Origin of the sequence: Pectobacterium sp. 1950-15 (genome assembly GCF_037136835.1) — a bacterium.
In the GTDB taxonomy this organism is placed as follows: Bacteria; Pseudomonadota; Gammaproteobacteria; order Enterobacterales; family Enterobacteriaceae; genus Pectobacterium.
In genome coordinates, this window is the sequence record NZ_JBBBQR010000010.1 from 52941 (window position 1) to 68327 (window position 15387).

At 49.4% G+C, this 15387-nt stretch carries 13 protein-coding genes and 1 tRNA gene; 12 read left to right on the forward strand and 2 right to left on the reverse strand.

Annotated elements, in window-relative coordinates; genetic code table 11:
- Positions 1-6 precede the first annotated feature (6 nt).
- From WCT94_RS12820 to WCT94_RS12835, 4 genes are all read left to right on the forward strand, one after another.
- Positions 7-933, forward strand: coding sequence for a D-2-hydroxyacid dehydrogenase (locus WCT94_RS12820; protein ID WP_336869858.1), 927 nt, complete (start codon positions 7-9; stop codon positions 931-933).
- A gap of 368 nt (positions 934-1301) precedes the next feature.
- Positions 1302-2099, forward strand: coding sequence for a hypothetical protein (locus WCT94_RS12825; RefSeq protein ID WP_336869859.1), 798 nt, complete (start codon positions 1302-1304; stop codon positions 2097-2099).
- A gap of 423 nt (positions 2100-2522) precedes the next feature.
- Complete coding sequence (locus WCT94_RS12830) at positions 2523-4001, forward strand: hypothetical protein (protein ID WP_336869860.1); 1479 nt, start codon at positions 2523-2525, stop codon at positions 3999-4001.
- Between the two features lie 289 nt (positions 4002-4290).
- A tRNA-Gly gene (locus WCT94_RS12835) sits at positions 4291-4366 on the forward strand.
- A 219-nt stretch (positions 4367-4585) separates the two neighbouring features.
- Here the strand turns inward: WCT94_RS12835 and WCT94_RS12840 are convergent.
- Positions 4586-5455, reverse strand: coding sequence for a hypothetical protein (locus WCT94_RS12840; protein ID WP_336869861.1), 870 nt, complete (start codon positions 5453-5455; stop codon positions 4586-4588).
- An 86-nt stretch (positions 5456-5541) separates the two neighbouring features.
- Positions 5542-6015: a hypothetical protein gene (locus WCT94_RS12845; RefSeq protein ID WP_336869862.1), complete on the reverse strand. Its 474-nt coding sequence runs from the start codon at positions 6013-6015 to the stop codon at positions 5542-5544.
- Between the two features lie 692 nt (positions 6016-6707).
- Here WCT94_RS12845 and WCT94_RS12850 point away from each other — a divergent pair.
- The 8 genes from WCT94_RS12850 (at position 6708) to ahpC (ending at position 15330) form a co-directional block, all read left to right on the forward strand.
- Complete coding sequence (locus tag WCT94_RS12850) at positions 6708-7175, forward strand: hypothetical protein (protein WP_336869863.1); 468 nt, start codon at positions 6708-6710, stop codon at positions 7173-7175.
- A 197-nt stretch (positions 7176-7372) separates the two neighbouring features.
- Positions 7373-8125 (forward strand): hypothetical protein, encoded by a 753-nt coding sequence (locus WCT94_RS12855; RefSeq protein WP_336869864.1) that lies wholly within the window; start codon positions 7373-7375, stop codon positions 8123-8125.
- 55 nt (positions 8126-8180) lie between these two features.
- On the forward strand, positions 8181-8882 hold the full coding sequence (locus tag WCT94_RS12860) for an ABC transporter ATP-binding protein (RefSeq protein ID WP_336869865.1): 702 nt from the start codon (positions 8181-8183) through the stop codon (positions 8880-8882).
- Positions 8875-10113, forward strand: coding sequence for an ABC transporter permease (locus WCT94_RS12865; RefSeq protein WP_336869866.1), 1239 nt, complete (start codon positions 8875-8877; stop codon positions 10111-10113). Before WCT94_RS12860 ends, WCT94_RS12865 begins: the two co-directional genes overlap by 8 nt.
- Positions 10106-11572 (forward strand): TolC family protein, encoded by a 1467-nt coding sequence (locus WCT94_RS12870; protein ID WP_336869867.1) that lies wholly within the window; start codon positions 10106-10108, stop codon positions 11570-11572. The genes WCT94_RS12865 and WCT94_RS12870 overlap by 8 nt, the downstream gene beginning before the upstream one ends.
- Positions 11565-12830: an efflux RND transporter periplasmic adaptor subunit gene (locus WCT94_RS12875; protein ID WP_336869868.1), complete on the forward strand. Its 1266-nt coding sequence runs from the start codon at positions 11565-11567 to the stop codon at positions 12828-12830. The genes WCT94_RS12870 and WCT94_RS12875 overlap by 8 nt, the downstream gene beginning before the upstream one ends.
- Positions 12831-13006: 176 nt before the next feature.
- Positions 13007-14656 carry a DUF4153 domain-containing protein gene (locus WCT94_RS12880; RefSeq protein WP_336869869.1) on the forward strand — a complete coding sequence of 550 codons (1650 nt, stop codon included), beginning with the start codon at positions 13007-13009 and terminating at the stop codon, positions 14654-14656.
- A gap of 110 nt (positions 14657-14766) precedes the next feature.
- Positions 14767-15330 carry an alkyl hydroperoxide reductase subunit C gene (ahpC, locus tag WCT94_RS12885; RefSeq protein WP_010287114.1) on the forward strand — a complete coding sequence of 188 codons (564 nt, stop codon included), beginning with the start codon at positions 14767-14769 and terminating at the stop codon, positions 15328-15330.
- The last annotated feature ends 57 nt before the right edge of the window (positions 15331-15387 follow it).

A 15387-nucleotide genomic window follows, 5' to 3' on the forward strand; every position in this document is an offset into this window, starting at 1 on the left:
GTGTTTATGACCGCTATTCTGCTGCTGGACTCGCGTGCCGATGAGATCGGCTCTGTCTTAAATCATAGTGCGCCGGAGCTTGAGCTGGTGCTCTCAAACGGTACGGCGGAGCAGGCGGCGAGCTGTCCGATTTGGCTGGGCGAGCCGGATACCGCCGCGGCACTGCTGGCTCAAGGGGCTAAACCAACGTGGCTACAGTCGACCTGGGCGGGGTTCAAGCCGCTGCTGGCCGATGGGTTACCGCGTGATTACCGTCTGAGTCGCGCCGTTGGCGTATTTGGGCAGCCGATAGCCGAATACGTGATTGCCTATATGCTCAGGCATGAGCTGCGTCTGGGAGAACGGCAAGCCAGTCAGGAAGAGCGGCGCTGGGATCACCGTTTACCGGGATCGCTGGCGGATAAGAACGTGCTGATTGTCGGTGCGGGAGAGATCGGCTGTGAGGTTGCGGGCTTTCTACGGCCTTTTGGTGTCGAGCTATACGGCATTGTCAGTACGCCAAGGCAGCGGCCTGATTTTAAACAGATCATGAGCTTAGCGGAGCTACCTGCCGCAGTACCGAAGGCCGACTATGTCATCAACCTCCTTCCCGATACCTCGGCAACCATCGATATCTATGATGCCCGCCTGTTTGCAGCCATGAAGCCTTCGGCGCTGTTCATTAATGTCGGGCGCGGTAGCGCCGTGGTGGATGATGATTTACAGGCAGCGCTGCTTGATGGACAGATTGCGGGAGCGGTGCTGGATGTATTCAGGCAAGAGCCGCTACCGTACAGCCATCCGTTCTGGAACACGCCAAACCTGACGTTGACGGCGCACATTGCCGGGCCGATGGTGCCGGGGCTGATGGGACGATTATTTCTGGATAATCTCGCTCGCTTTCATGCTGATAATACGCTGCGTGGTGAGGTGGATTTTAGTCGCGAGTATTAAATGTATTATTAGTGTTGAATTAATTTTATTGATAATTATTTCGTGATGACTCTATTCTAAAGAATTCTGAAAAATAACCGTTAAGACTATATTAGGGTTGCATAATGCAGTCCTAATGTAGCCTGTTCCAAATCCTGCGTTTAGGGGAAGTTACCTTATTAGGCTTATTCAAAGATAAGCGAATATTGAGATAATCTATCGCGATATATTTATATCCGGTAGTTTGCATATTTTTCGGTGTGCTGGTGGCTCAGTTCAGAAAGATGTTGGTGCAGGAGAAAACACATTACTCATGTCACATTGAGCACATTTGCAGGGAAACCTTGCCGCATAGCATAAAATGATGACACACAGGAGCAAATGGTATTATGGATAGTATTTCTACCTTGGGATCGTACGCAGCGACATTGTCAGGACAAAGCAGCCTGGCACTGAATAACAACGCTGAACAACAGAATGTCACGAATAATAAAGTCTTATTAACTGAGAAAAACATCGAACGTCAGGTTGTAGAGATAAGCCCAGAAGCGCTCGCTAAATTTCAGGCTGAAGTCGCAAAACCGAAGTTGGATGGTGCGACACCTGAGCAGCTTAGAACGACTGAAGGGGCGAGCGTTGTTCAACCTAGTGAAGAAGAACTGGCCAGACGCAGACAATTAGCCTCTGCGGATATTAATATCGAGGAGTATATTGCTGGAAATCATCGTATTCGTGAATCTGATGAGGCAATTCTCCATCGTATCGCTGTGCAAGATCAGATGGAGAAAACGTACTTGTCTTTCCTTGAACAACTTGCCGATGAACATCCTGATTTACAGGGGGCATTTTTTGGCTTCAGTGTAAATAAAGATGGAACGTTGTTCGTGACGCAAACTGATGGGTTGAACTGGGAACAAATTAATCGCTTGGAAAAGGCGCTGAATGATTCTGAAGGAATGGTTACCTTAGCCAACCAACTTGCGGATGCCCAGATTGCGGAATTTAATAGTCGCCTTGGACTAAAACCCAATGTAACGCTTAACCGAGATACTTATGGGCAAACCATCGATATGGGGCTTGAATTTTTCACCAAGCACATGTCTAGTCTCGCGACTCGTGATGGAGATGCTGGAGGGATCCATAAAAAAGCGATGGATAGCACGTGGGATAGTCAACTCTATAAATAGGCTATCTATTGCCGAGGATGCTAAATGTAGAGGTCGGATTTTTGGCGGCCTCTACAGAACGATCTGTAGGCATCGTTCACTCCAAAAGTGTGGATCTATTCACATTGCCTGAACGATAGGAAGACTATTTCTGGATAATCTCGCTCGCTTTCATGCTGATAATACGCTGCGTGGCGAGGTAGATTTTAATCGCGAATATTGAATTAATTAGTTTGAGAATTATCAATGAGTGATTTAATTACATTAATAATATTTAAAAATCACTCATTAAAAAATTTCATTTTAAATATTTTTGTAAAAATTCATTGGGATTATATAGCGTGCTGGTGTAATACTACTCCCGTTAAGAATCAATTTTTATTAATTTTTAAATAATAACTCTGCGTTCTATTTGAGAATCCTCAAAAATAAGGAAATCTTGGGATGAAATATCACCGTTTGAATTTATGTCTTGCGGCAGTTGGGCTGGCATTCTGCATGGGTTCAGCGCTTGCTGAAACCAGCGTTTCTGTCGAAGTGAAGGATATTGGGAAACTGCAAAAGAAAGGCACGGTTTCTGTATTTGATGCCCCTAATAGTATACAAGCGCATGCTGCAAGTAATTATAAATTTCATAAAGCGGAAAATGAGGGCGTTGTCGTTATTTCCCCTAATACATCAACTGCGCAGGCTGATGCAAAAAGCGCGCAAACAAAACCGTTATCCAGCACCCAACTTCTTGCGAATAACGCTGCCTTCACCCCTTTGTGTCCGACCCTTGCCGTAAATTCAATTTATACGCTGGATGGGCTGCAAAGTGGAGGTAGCGCCTGTTATCACTTTGAAATCACTCAGCGTTCTAAAACAACTGCTTTCGTTGTAGGCATGAGTCCTGAAACAGATATTGCACTCAGCTTGATGCGCGATGATGGCCAGAATAATGTGACGGCAATTAATTATTCAAATCAAGCGGGGAATGCTGATGAGGCTACATTAGATTTAACTACGCCGGGGCACTATTACTGGTTTATGGAGGCCAATACTGCTGATGGCTCCGGTTTTAATTTTGGCGCTATCGTTAATGCGAATATAGATGCTTATGAGTTAAATGATATTCCTTCTCTGGCTTTTTCTCTGCCAGATGGCCTGAATCGAATTGCTGGTAATTCTGATAGCAATTCTGATGCGGATTACTACGCCTTTACCGCAATACGTGGTCAGCAGGTTTTCCTGCGTCTTGATGGCGTTGAGAGCGGAACGAATAACAATTGGTTACTGGCGTCTTCTACCGATGGTGGAAATAATTGGACAACGCGCAATACTGCGCAGGGATATACTATTGTTCCATCTCAGCCCAATGAGAAGATTTTGGTGAGAGTGTTACCTAATCCATCAAGATTACCGACAGTCTCTCAGATTTACAGAATGTCATTAGGCTCCAGAATTGCTGCAGGGTCTATCGCTGTTGAGGGAGAAAGTAACGTTCTGCGTATCCCTAACTCAGCATGGGCGCCTTATGGCTTTATGACGACGCAAGCTTATCGCGATGTGACCTGGCGCGTTCGTTCGTCTGATTCAACAGGGGTCGGTATTCCAAATGTTGAAGCTGTTCTTTATCTTGACCAGCGCGAAGATAATGGTGCATTAGAATTTGGTGCGAGCAATGCCCATATTATAAAGACGGGGTCAGATGGAAGTGCCTCGGGGGTTGTGAAGTTGGATACCTGTTATGCTGATTACACGACACAGTTCCAGGACCATAATCTGGGTTATATCAATACGTGGAGCACAACTTTTGATGTTGGCGCATGGCGTGTTGAAATCCCTGCTCAGCCTGGGTCTGGTGTCGGTGGGGATAATGTCACTCACGTCACCTTCGGGCATATTTGTAAGCAAACCTTGTTGAAAAGCGTAAAATCCTGATACGCAGAAGACTATGAAATATCAGGCCGCCTTAACGTCAGGCGGTCTGGCTGTGGAGGCGGCATCATAGCTTCGCCTCCACAGCGATGTTGCTGATACACTGCGCGACAATGTTTTTCCGTGAAAAGGGCTTGCCACGCTGAGTTGGTTGGTACATAATGCTGTCCGTTGAATCGCTTGGTTATTAAATAGTGATTAAATTCATTAGGTTACGAGTGATTTGGCAGGGTTTGATAAATTTTGATTCAGTGTAGTTTGCTGAAGTAAAAGATAGTAAATCCGATTCTATGCGGGAATAGCTCAGTTGGTAGAGCACGACCTTGCCAAGGTCGGGGTCGCGAGTTCGAGTCTCGTTTCCCGCTCCAAAATCTTTCATCGTTTTTTCTAAAACCTTCCAATACACTGATATTAGGTTCTTATCTCTATACCGCCTATTATTCATCCTGGCTAAATATTGATACCTCGAAGACTCTTTTAGACACCGATTTTCCTACGGTTAAGAACATCGGCGTGGCCGCAGATTAACGCTAGCTTAGTTGATTTGAGTTCTTGGCATGTTGTTCAGAAACTAGCATCGAATGTGGCTATTTCATACTATTCCAGAGAGTGTTACCTGTCTTAAGGAGATCCAGCATAATCATTGGAAGCCCCTGTACAGGATTTCCATCGATAAGGTTAAATCCATTCTTTAACCCGGTTTCGGTGACAAAGAATACCCCATCGACATTTCGAAAGTCTGGTTCCTCAGAATGCAATGTAATCTCGCTGGAGGTTTCAATAATGAAGTTTTGATTTCCAGACGGTGTGTAGACAGAGAATTTACCGGAGAAAGGCTGACCTTCATTTACCGTCCCCTGACCGAAATTGTTCACAACTTCTTCTAGAAATTCAAAATTTGTTCGATGATCGAACGAAAAGCCAGGATCGAGTGCATAGCGTAGAAATCCAGAATCCAGTGATGTTTTAGCGATTCCATCACCGGTTAGTATGCGTGCAGCTGTTGCAGTATCCGTTTCGGTAAATTTAAAGGTCTGCATGCGCCCACGGGTATCATACATTCCCCCACTATTGACGTTGGCACTTACGCCCCCAAACATACGATAGTCACCCAGATCTCTCGCCAGAGCGTCCACATACCCCAAGTCTGTTCCTTGTTGTTGAGCCTGAGCATACAACTCGGACAGCATACTGCGATCCTCATTGGTGAGGAAGTTAACAGAGGACATCTGCATCGTAGCTTCGTTTAATTGTGTCTGCACTGACGGAATTGTATCTGTACCACCAAACAAGCGAGACATCATAAGCCCTTTACCACTTATTTGGGCTTGCTTGGTCGATAATATCTCATCCTTCGTGCTATTTACCGTTGTAGGCAAGGGGCGAACTGTTTTTTGGTCATCGCCTGATATATTTTTTATCTGAGCGTATGCCGCTGTGGATGTATTGATAATCATAATGGAAATTACCCCTTGCCTGTTTTTAAAGGAAGCTAGAAATATATCGCTACCGTCAATTATAACGATGTGAATAATTAATTAGGCTAATAAGTATATTCCCAAGTAATGCTCTCTTTTTGTAATGGCTGTAGATTCTCTCCGGGTTTTCCCGTCAGTTTGTGCTGAATTTGAATTCGTATACCGTGGTCAAAACGTAATTCATTGAATTGAGCGGTTGTTCCTGATGTACCTTTAGGGACAATAATACATTTTGTTGGTGATGTCTGATAAGGTAGATAATAACATATGTCGACACTTTCAGTATATGCAGTGGGGTAGGACGCTACGCTATAATTTACCTGGGTCAGCTTCTTAGTTTTGCTCAATGTCCCAGAGGGAAACTTTGTTGCACTCGCATAAAACTGGTTCAACGCAGGGGTACTTGAGCCATCGGAATAAACAAATCTTATTTGTGCTGATAGTGGTGTTTCACTGATACTGCCAGTGGCGGCCATTAAAGGGAACGCTGTTACACTGGCAGCAATTAGTAGGGACAAAGAAACGAATTCCTTCTTCATGATTTCTCCTGGGTATTCTTACGTTTTTTTACTCATTACAGTGCTTTTCTGCATCAGGCATCATGGCGGTATTTTTTGCTATCGATATCAGGATGTCAGTCTCTTGGCAGCCTTGTTATGGGGCAATAAATGTCCAACCATTGTGTTAGCAGATCCGGTACTTTGTTAATGGTTCCTATATGACGATTTCCTTCCAGCCAGTGTATTACTGCGCGGTCGGGGCCCTATACGAAATCCGCATTCACTATCCATTATTAACGGAATAAGAAAAGTAAAATTTAATGTTTATAAAAAATAAATCTAAATGATGAACGCTAAAGTGTGTCGGAATTCGGATTCAATTTTTGAATTGGTGTTGCTTTTTAATAATGTGATCGAGAAATTATTATTTTGATCATTGTTTTTTCTGTGTGTTTTTATTTGTTGTGGTTAGTTTTTATTCCTGCTAAGAATTTATGATGTCGACGGATTTATATGGAAATAAATTAAAGTTTTTTCCACCTTTGCCGTTAAATTTCACCACAAAGGTTAACGTTGTTTTTTAGCGATCCTCTGAAGTTATGGTGGGGGAAATAATATTACGTCGCCACTGGAATGGATTTGTGGCGCAGATTCAAGGTCTGTGCCGCATCTGAGCTGGGCGGATGTTCCGTCATACAAGCAAAAAACATTAACACATGGAGAAAAGTGCGATGACTTTTAAAAAGGTGCTTCTGGCTAGTATTGTGACTTCTATGTTTGCTGCTGGAGCTGCTTACGCGGGGCCTCCAGTGACTGTGACTTTCAAAAACTTGGGCAACGAAACCGCGACATACAAAGTTATTACTAACAATGAAGTCAGTACTAACGCCAGCGCCAGCCCCAAACCTGCTACGACTGTTCCTGCTAAGGGGTCTGATATTTATCGGGTTCAGAATGTCATCAGCCCTGATGCTAATGCAGCAATTGTTCGTTATACCATGGGTAGTAAAACGTGCGTATTCGGTACTACCTTCGTAAATACCATCATTCCTGGTGGCCTTTTCAATCCTGGCGGCCCTAAAAAGGCGCCAAAATGGAATAAATCAGCTGAGGGAAGCGGTGGGGCTGTCTGTACTGCAACGATTACTTCGCAGAGTTTATCCACATATGCGTGGAATGTTGAATTCACAATGAAATAATCAGCAGGCGATGTATTTTTGTTGATAGGCGAGAGGTCATGCTTTGTATAAAACCTGTCGCTAGCGCTATTGTTATGTATGTCATGGGGACGTCATGTGTCATTGACGTCCCTTTTTTTGACTTGCTCAGCTTTGCTGGTATAGCAGCGCGGTATGTTCAATGTCATTGCATCGCTGCTTTTAAATAGGGGCAGATTATGGAAAAAATAAATTCACTTGATGCTGTATCCAGCCGCTATATCCCGGCCAATACGGTTGGAAAAAGCGCTGTTGATGCAACGACTGTGGCATCGGTTCAAGAGAATAATGCAACAGCGACGAACAATGAGAGCACTCAGGTATCCGCACTCGCTCGTCAGTTAAGCGACGCTGCTGTTCGGGCTGCCGCCCGAGATGCAGGAACCGATCGTGATGGTTTAGGCGATATCGCCAGATCGGTCACTGAGAAGCTGTTAGGCGCGAGCTATGATATGAACAAAGCTGCTCACGATGCCGAAGTGCCTAAAACAGAAGACCCCGATTTATTAGCTCGGGCCAAACAAGCGACCAGCTTCGTGAATGGTGATGGTGTAAACCCGTTCAGGGGAATGTCCCGCGAGCAGTTAGCGTTGATCGCCTACGATGAAAGTGGTGATTTCACCGTCAATGAAAGACGTGCGGCCTGGTTGGAGTCTTATGATCAAGAGCAGCAGTGGAAGCGTGCCGCGATCGCCAAAATGGATGAGGAGTATAACCGAACTGGACAAGTCTCTTCTGGTACATTGTCAGAGATTCTAAAGCATTACAAATCCTTACCAGCAATTGAAGAAGCACAATTGCCCAAAGGATACGATACGCAACTATTGTCTCAGATTCAAGCTTCGGAAAGCGATGGCTTACCTCAGAGCGTAAAGGACTTGCAAGTATTTCTGGATCGTATGACGGAGAGTTTGGCTTTTCCTAAAGCATAAACAGTAGGATAATCCGATTCATGTGATGCTCTAGGGGATCGGCAAAGAGGCAAGGATGTCTGATGCAAGAATAACGGATCTGATCTGTTTACAAGGTATTTCACACACCTACAGTATCGGTGCTTCCTCTCAATCGGTGCTGCACAATATTTCACTGTCTATTCCTACCGGGCAAAGCTGCGCGATTGTGGGCGCATCGGGTTCCGGTAAAAGCACTTTGCTTAACATCATCGGCTTGCTCGATCAGCCTGTCTCGGGGCGTTTATTGCTCGCAGGGCAGGATATGTCTCAGGCAAGTGCTGATGAACGTGCGATCGTGCGTAATCAGGTCATTGGCTTTGTCTTCCAGAGTTTTAATTTACTGCCGCGCCTGGATGCGTTGGATAACGTTGCGCTTCCTCTGACCTACCGCGGCGTCTCGCGTCAGGTCGCTCGCCAAGCCGCACAGATACAGCTGGCGCGCGTCGGGCTTGCAGAGCGAACCCACCATCGGCCTGCCGACCTGTCTGGTGGTCAACGTCAGCGGGTGGCTATTGCGCGTGCGCTGGTCGGTGAACCTGCACTTCTGCTGGCGGATGAGCCGACCGGTAATCTCGACAGCCAAACGGCTGACGACATCATCACGCTCTTGCTGGCATTGAACCGCGAACAGGGGACGACGCTGGTGATGGTGACGCATGACGAAGGTATGGCCTGCCGTATGGCCCGGCGCATTCATGTGCAGGACGGCCGAATCCACGAGGCGAACCATGTCTGATCCTCGCTCACGGATGGAAGCGGGGCAAGGCCACTATGGTCCTTCGCTACAACAACGTCTGCTTGAGCCATTGAACAGCCTTATTCTTCTGGGACGGCGTGCCGTTCTGGCCCTCCTTGGGATTGCCGTGGGCTGCGGATCTGTTGTCGCTTTGCTGAATATCGGGCACAACGCGGAAGCCGAAGCCATGGGCGTATTCAGAGGGATGGGCAGCGACCTGCTGGTGGCCACCGTGCAGAATCGGCTAGGTAGCCATGCTACCGACTCGGCTCCGGCAGATTTGGATATCCCGGTTTTGCGACAACACCTACCTGATATTAAGGCGGCAACCGCATTAATTGTTACCTCCACCGAAGCGCGGCTGCGCGGGCGTTCACTGAGTACCATGGTGGTGGGCAGCCGAGCTGAATTGTCGGACGTTTTAGGGCTGACGCTCGCGCAGGGCCGCTACCTGAGTGATTTCGATGAGCAAAGTACCTATATCGTGTTGGGGGCGAATGTTGCGGAACAATGGGCATCGCAGGGGGGCATCGCTGCCTTGGGTGAACGCGTGCAGGTGGGAGGATACCTGTTTGAGATCGTCGGAATCCTTCAGCCGCAGGGGCACAACCCTCTGGTTCCCGTCTCGGTTGATGACTCTATCCTGATGCCGATCTCCGGTATGCGGCGTGTCATGCCTGCCCCACAAATCATCAGCGTGATTGCACGTAACCACAACAGCGATACGCTGATGCAAACAGGCTCACAGTTAAAGGATTATTTGGTCGCTCTGATGCCGAAGCTTGATATCGATGTGCAAATCCCACAGCAGCTACTGGAGGGAATGGCACAGCAGTCGCGGATGTTTTCATGGCTGCTGGCGGGGCTGGGGGGGATTTCCCTGCTGGTAGGCGGGGTTGGGGTGATGAATGTCATGGTGATGAATGTGTCTGAACGACGCCGTGAAATTGGTGTTCGTATGGCGCTGGGCGCGCGGCCGCGCGATATTGCGGGTTTGTTTTTGCTGGAGGCCGTTGTGCTATCCGCCTGCGGAGCTCTGATCGGGGCGGTGTGTGGTATCGCGGCGGCGTGGCTGTTTGTCTTTTTTTCAGACTGGTCAGCCTTTTCACTTTCGGCATTGTCACTTCCTCTCGGCATTGGCAGTTCATTGGCGATTGGCCTGTTTTTTGGGCTTAACCCTGCGATGAGCGCCGCGCGGCTTGAACCTGTACAGGCGCTACGCGATGCGTAAATCTATCCTGTGTTTACTGTTTTTGTTTTCTGCTCATGAAGGATATGCGGAAACGGCGTTGAATCCTTCTCAGGCGACGCGACAGGGGCAGGCGACAGTCAGTACGTCGCTGAATGCACAAACGATCGATCTCACGCTGAGTGATGCCATTTATCTTGGCTTGCGCGACAATCGTGCGATCCGTAGCGCCTATCTGGATCGTATCGCGCAGAAATTTGATCTTCGGGTCGCGGAGGATCGTTTTACCCCCAAGCTGTCGCTGACGGGCAGCTACCTTTCCAACCGTAACCAAAGCGATCGTTACCGGCAGGGCAATCTGACGCCGACATCAACTCTGCTCACGCCGTATGGCACCCGCTTCAGCCTCGGCTGGACCTACCGCCACACGCAGGCTGATAACGCCGGGTTGTCGCGTAACGATGGTGCCAACATTACGGTGATTCAACCTTTGCTGCGCGGCGCAGGTAAAGACGTCACGACCGCGCCGGTTCACATTGCGCGGCTGTCTGAGCAATTAAATCGTCTGGCGCTGAAATCCACCGTTTCACAGACGATTACGCAGATTATTGCTGCCTATCGGGAGGTGTTGCGCTCGCAGGAGCAACTGCAAATCGCGCGTGATGCGCTGGCGCGTGCGCGCCAGCTGGTAGACGTTAACCGTGCAATGATTGCCGCCGGGCGCATGGCCGAATTTGAAATTGTGCAAACCGAAGCTGAAGTGGCCACGCAGGAACTGGCGCATGAAGAAGCCAGAAACCAGCTGGATACCGCTCGCCTTGCGCTGTTGCAACTTCTGGCACTGGATTTAAATACGCTGATTGTGGCAACGGATGCCATGCAGGCACAGCGCGTTGATGTTAACGCCGCACAGGCGCTGAAGCAGGCCGAAGCCTCCCGACCGGCCTATCTGGCGCAGATTATCGCCAATGAGCAGGCGGCGCTCGGTCTGGCGGTTGCACGTAACGATCGCCTATGGGATGTCTCGCTGATTGGGGGCGCGAGCCAGGTGCGCGATCGTGCAGCACAGAGCAGTACCTCACGTACCTGGGAGAATTATGTTGGCGTTCAGGTGGAGATCCCTATCGGCGATCTGAGTACCCGTCAGGCGGAGGTTCAGGCGCGAGTGAATGTGCGTAACCAGCATATTCAGCTGGATGAAGTCAGGCAGCAGCTTGAACGCGATGTCACCAATGCGGTGCGTGATATCGGTACGCGCTGGCGGCAGTTTGAGATTTCCCAGCGTGCGCGGGATTTGTCGCGCCGCAAGCTGGAGATTGAACGAGAAAAGCTCACGGTTGGGCGTTCCAGTAACTTTCAGGTGCTGAGCTTTGAGAACGATTTACGCAACGCTGAAAATGCCCGTCTCAATGCACTGATCGGCTATCTCAATGCGCAGGCTGAACTGGATGAGACGCTGGGCACCACATTACAAAGCTGGGATATCGCACTCAATGATTAGGCATCACTTTCTGTCTCGCCTGCGTCGGCGTCACTTTAGGGTACTGCTGCTGATCGTCGCGTTTGGCATGCTCATCTGGCTGCTGGCAGGGCGTACGAGCGAGCAGGAAAACGCGCCTCAGGGGCAATGGTTTCCCGTTCAGCCCCAGTTGCTGGAAAATCAGCTCGGGCTGGTTGGACGCATCCAGGCCGCGATGCAGACCACGCTGGCAGCGCCTTTTGAAGGTGTTATCCGTGAGGTGCTGGCACGCGAGGGACAACGCGTCGAAGAAGGGCAAACATTACTGATACTGGATCCCGGACAAATTGAGATTCAGCTGCGTCAGGCTCAGGCCGAAGTGCTCAAGACACAGCGTGAGGTACAATCACTCAGACAGTGGGAACAAAGCACAGAGGTGTCGCGAGCGCGGCGCACATTAAGCTCAGCCCGGTCAACGTTTAGCAATACGCAAGCCAATCTTCGGGACACACAGGCGCTGTTCGAACGCGGCATCGTCGCGCGTATGGAAGTTGACACGCTGAAGCAGCAAATTCGTTCACAGGAACAGGACGTGATTGCGGCGCAAGAAGAGCTGCGAACGGTGCTGGCGCGGGGGAACGGCGAGGATCGCAAGATTGCAGAGATGGAACTGACGAATGCACAGGTGCGCTATCAGGCGCTGGCTGCGCAGGTTGAACGGCAAATCGTCAAGGCACCGTTTAGCGGTGTTGTCGTTCGACCTGCTACGCCTGATAACGGCAAGCCTGTGGTCATCCAACCTGGTTCGCTGGTCAGCCAGGGGACGCCGCTGTTTGGGGTCATTGCTCAGGAGCGTTTTCAGGTGGTGACTCGGGTAGAAGAGACCGACCTGCATCAGCTGCAAGAAGGCATGGTGGTTAATGTGACCGGGGATGGCTTTGCCGGACAAACGCTGACAGGCAAGGTCGCGTCGATTGATATGCAGGCTGATGCGGCCGATATGTCAGGCAGTGGCGCGTACTATAATGTGGTGGTATCACTCGATACGCCGTTAGCGGACTTAAGGCAAAATATTCGTCTGGGGATGAGCGCGCGGCTGGCTATTATTGTCTATCGTAACGAGCAGGGCATCGCGGTGCCTGCACAGGCGGTGCGTACTGACGAGAATGGCCGTGCCTATGTAATTTACCGTCCCACCGCTGACGCTTCGCCAAAGAAAATCAACGTGACGCTGGGGAAAACCGTGGCGCAGGGCGTAGAAATCGCCGGGCTGGAAGCGGGCGAGGTGCAGATTCCTTAGTCACTTATTTGAGTATGGTCAGCCATGAGAAAGGCACTACGGACACCACGTTAGCATTGAATGCTATACGTGTTTCACCAAATATCTGAAGGATACGAGCACCCAGAACCGCGGACTGCGGTAATTCGATGCTAAAGTAGATGGCTCATTTATTTGTATCGCTAAAAGGATTTGCCATGCCTGTCAGTTCCCCATCGTTAAGGTTTTATCTGGTTATTGGCCTGCTCCAGGGGCTTTTATTTGTCGCTGTGCAGGAAATGAAAAGCGGCATTCTTCAAACGATGTTGATCACAATGGCGGCGGTTGGCGGAATCAGTCTGCAATTGCTGGAGCGCACGCTCTTGGTGAATAAGACGTGGCTTTGGGCCGGCGTGCTGACTGTACTGATGACGGCGATTAGCGGTTGGGTTCTTTATGACGGCGGGGGAAACTACCTGCCTGATTCCTGGCTACTGTCTGGCATCCTACTCGGTTATATCAGCTGCACTTTCATGCGCAGTTGGTCAACACGTGAAGGGCGATGGCCATCCTATAAAGCACTCTGTAAAGATGCCTGGAGCAATATTTTTACTGTATTGATGGCTTTGCTATTAGTCCTGGTGGTTGTGTTGCTGCTCGTACTGTGCGGCATGCTGTTCAATATGTTGGGTTTTCGGCTGGTGAGTAAAGTACTTAGCCATCATCGATTTTATATGCTGTTCTTACCGATGGTGTTTTCTGTCGGTATTTATATCGGAATGACCAAAGAAGCGGTAGTCGTGCTGCTGCGTGGGATTCTGCTGTCGGCTTGCCGCTTCCTGCTGCCGTTTAGTGCGCTGATTACCGTAGTTTTCACCCTGACGCTGCCTTTTAGCGGTTTGGAGCCGATATGGAATACCGGCCGCTCTACCGTCATTCTGCTATGCCTGATGGGCGTAAACCTCTTTTTGATTAACTGTGCCTCTCAGGATGATAACGAAGGCCACGCTTATCCGGCGGTGTTACGCGGGTTGGTCAGTGCCAGCGTGCTGTGCCTGCCAGTCTTGGTTGCATTGGCGGGCTATTCCAGTTGGCTGCGTATCGAGCAGTATGGTCTGACACCTTTCCGTTTTCAGTCGATCTTCGTGGTGGCGATTGCGATGCTTTACAGTCTGGCGATGGTGTGGGCCGTCATCCGCCGTTCTGGCGTCTGGTTGGGGCATTTGCGTATGAGCAATCCGCTGCTCGCTGCCGTCATCTGTGTTTTGGTGATATTGCTACATACGCCGTTGTTAAATCCAGAAGCGTTTAGCGCGAAAAATCAGGTTCAGCGCTTGCTTAGTGGGAAAACGCCGATTGATGAATTTGATCTGTGGGCGCTGCGTGATGAGTTAGGAACGGCGGGCAGGCAGCAATTTAACTGGCTGGCCGCAGAATTGAAGCACGACCGGATACTTGACGCGACAGGGCGTCAGGTGCTGCTCGAGCGGCTGGAAGGTCGCCCCGCGAAAGTGCTCCCTGTTCAGGTCGAGTGGGTGGGGCCGCTGGAAGACGGAGTCGAAAGCATGTTGCAGGGCGATAATCTGGGTAATCAATGCAGAGAAATCCCTTGCCTGCTCTTTACTATTGATTTGACAGGCGACGGTCATAACGAAGTGCTCGTTTTCCCCAGAGTAGGCTGGGGGAATGGTGGGAAGATCCTCGCCCGTGATGAAAAGGGACAGTGGCAGATTGCGGCCAGGATGTTTGGCGCGATAGGGACGGAAAAACTGGTCGCTCTGGTGAAAGATGGCAAGGTTGAAGCCGTTTCCCCACGCTTCAAGACGGTCAGGATCGGTGACCAGAATATGGAGATTACCTATCCCTGATTTTACATTACGTTAGGTATTGCTTATTGATTCGATAAAGACAACGGATTGGTGATAGCGATCACGTTTCTGTACTTTAGCCACATGCGAAAACACATGAGGATAAAGTGATGTCAGTAATCAATACCCAAGTTAAACCATTCAAAAACATGGCTTTCAAAGACGGTCAATTCATCGAAGTGACTGAGAAGAACATCGAAGGCAAATGGAGCGTGTTCTTCTTCTATCCGGCCGACTTTACATTTGTCTGCCCGACCGAACTGGGTGATGTCGCTGACTACTACGACGAATTCCAACAGCGTGGCGTGGAAATCTACTCTGTTTCCACCGACACCCACTTCACGCACAAAGCGTGGCACAGCAGTTCTGAAACCATCGGCAAAATCAAATACACCATGATCGGTGACCCAACCGGTCAGCTGACGCGTAACTTTGAAAACATGCGCGAAGCAGAAGGTCTGGCCGATCGCGGTACGTTCATCGTTGACCCACAGGGCATCATCCAGGCGGTAGAAATCACGGCGGAAGGTATTGGCCGTGATGCATCTGACCTGCTGCGTAAAGTGAAAGCGGCTCAGTACGTGGCTTCTCACCCAGGCGAAGTCTGCCCGGCCAAGTGGAAAGAAGGCGAGGCTACACTGGCTCCGTCTCTGGATCTGGTTGGCAAAATCTAAGCTAACACCTCGGAAAACATAGCTGTTTTTATCGGGTGCGTTGCACCCGATTTTTCT

What these genes read in the sequence shown, in the direction of transcription:
- WCT94_RS12830 (WP_336869860.1), top strand. Translation starts at nt 2,523, where the DNA reads ATGAAATATCACCGTTTGAATTTATGTCTTGCGGCAGTTGGGCTGGCA.
- WCT94_RS12865 (WP_336869866.1), top strand. Translation starts at nt 8,875, where the DNA reads ATGTCTGATCCTCGCTCACGGATGGAAGCGGGGCAAGGCCACTATGGT.
- WCT94_RS12880 (WP_336869869.1), top strand. Translation starts at nt 13,007, where the DNA reads ATGCCTGTCAGTTCCCCATCGTTAAGGTTTTATCTGGTTATTGGCCTG.
- WCT94_RS12860 (WP_336869865.1), top strand. Translation starts at nt 8,181, where the DNA reads ATGTCTGATGCAAGAATAACGGATCTGATCTGTTTACAAGGTATTTCA.
- WCT94_RS12825 (WP_336869859.1), top strand. Translation starts at nt 1,302, where the DNA reads ATGGATAGTATTTCTACCTTGGGATCGTACGCAGCGACATTGTCAGGA.
- WCT94_RS12820 (WP_336869858.1), top strand. Translation starts at nt 7, where the DNA reads ATGACCGCTATTCTGCTGCTGGACTCGCGTGCCGATGAGATCGGCTCT.
- WCT94_RS12840 (WP_336869861.1), bottom strand. Translation starts at nt 5,455, where the DNA reads ATGATTATCAATACATCCACAGCGGCATACGCTCAGATAAAAAATATA.
- WCT94_RS12870 (WP_336869867.1), top strand. Translation starts at nt 10,106, where the DNA reads ATGCGTAAATCTATCCTGTGTTTACTGTTTTTGTTTTCTGCTCATGAA.
- WCT94_RS12850 (WP_336869863.1), top strand. Translation starts at nt 6,708, where the DNA reads ATGACTTTTAAAAAGGTGCTTCTGGCTAGTATTGTGACTTCTATGTTT.
- WCT94_RS12845 (WP_336869862.1), bottom strand. Translation starts at nt 6,015, where the DNA reads ATGAAGAAGGAATTCGTTTCTTTGTCCCTACTAATTGCTGCCAGTGTA.
- WCT94_RS12875 (WP_336869868.1), top strand. Translation starts at nt 11,565, where the DNA reads ATGATTAGGCATCACTTTCTGTCTCGCCTGCGTCGGCGTCACTTTAGG.
- WCT94_RS12855 (WP_336869864.1), top strand. Translation starts at nt 7,373, where the DNA reads ATGGAAAAAATAAATTCACTTGATGCTGTATCCAGCCGCTATATCCCG.
- ahpC (WP_010287114.1), top strand. Translation starts at nt 14,767, where the DNA reads ATGTCAGTAATCAATACCCAAGTTAAACCATTCAAAAACATGGCTTTC.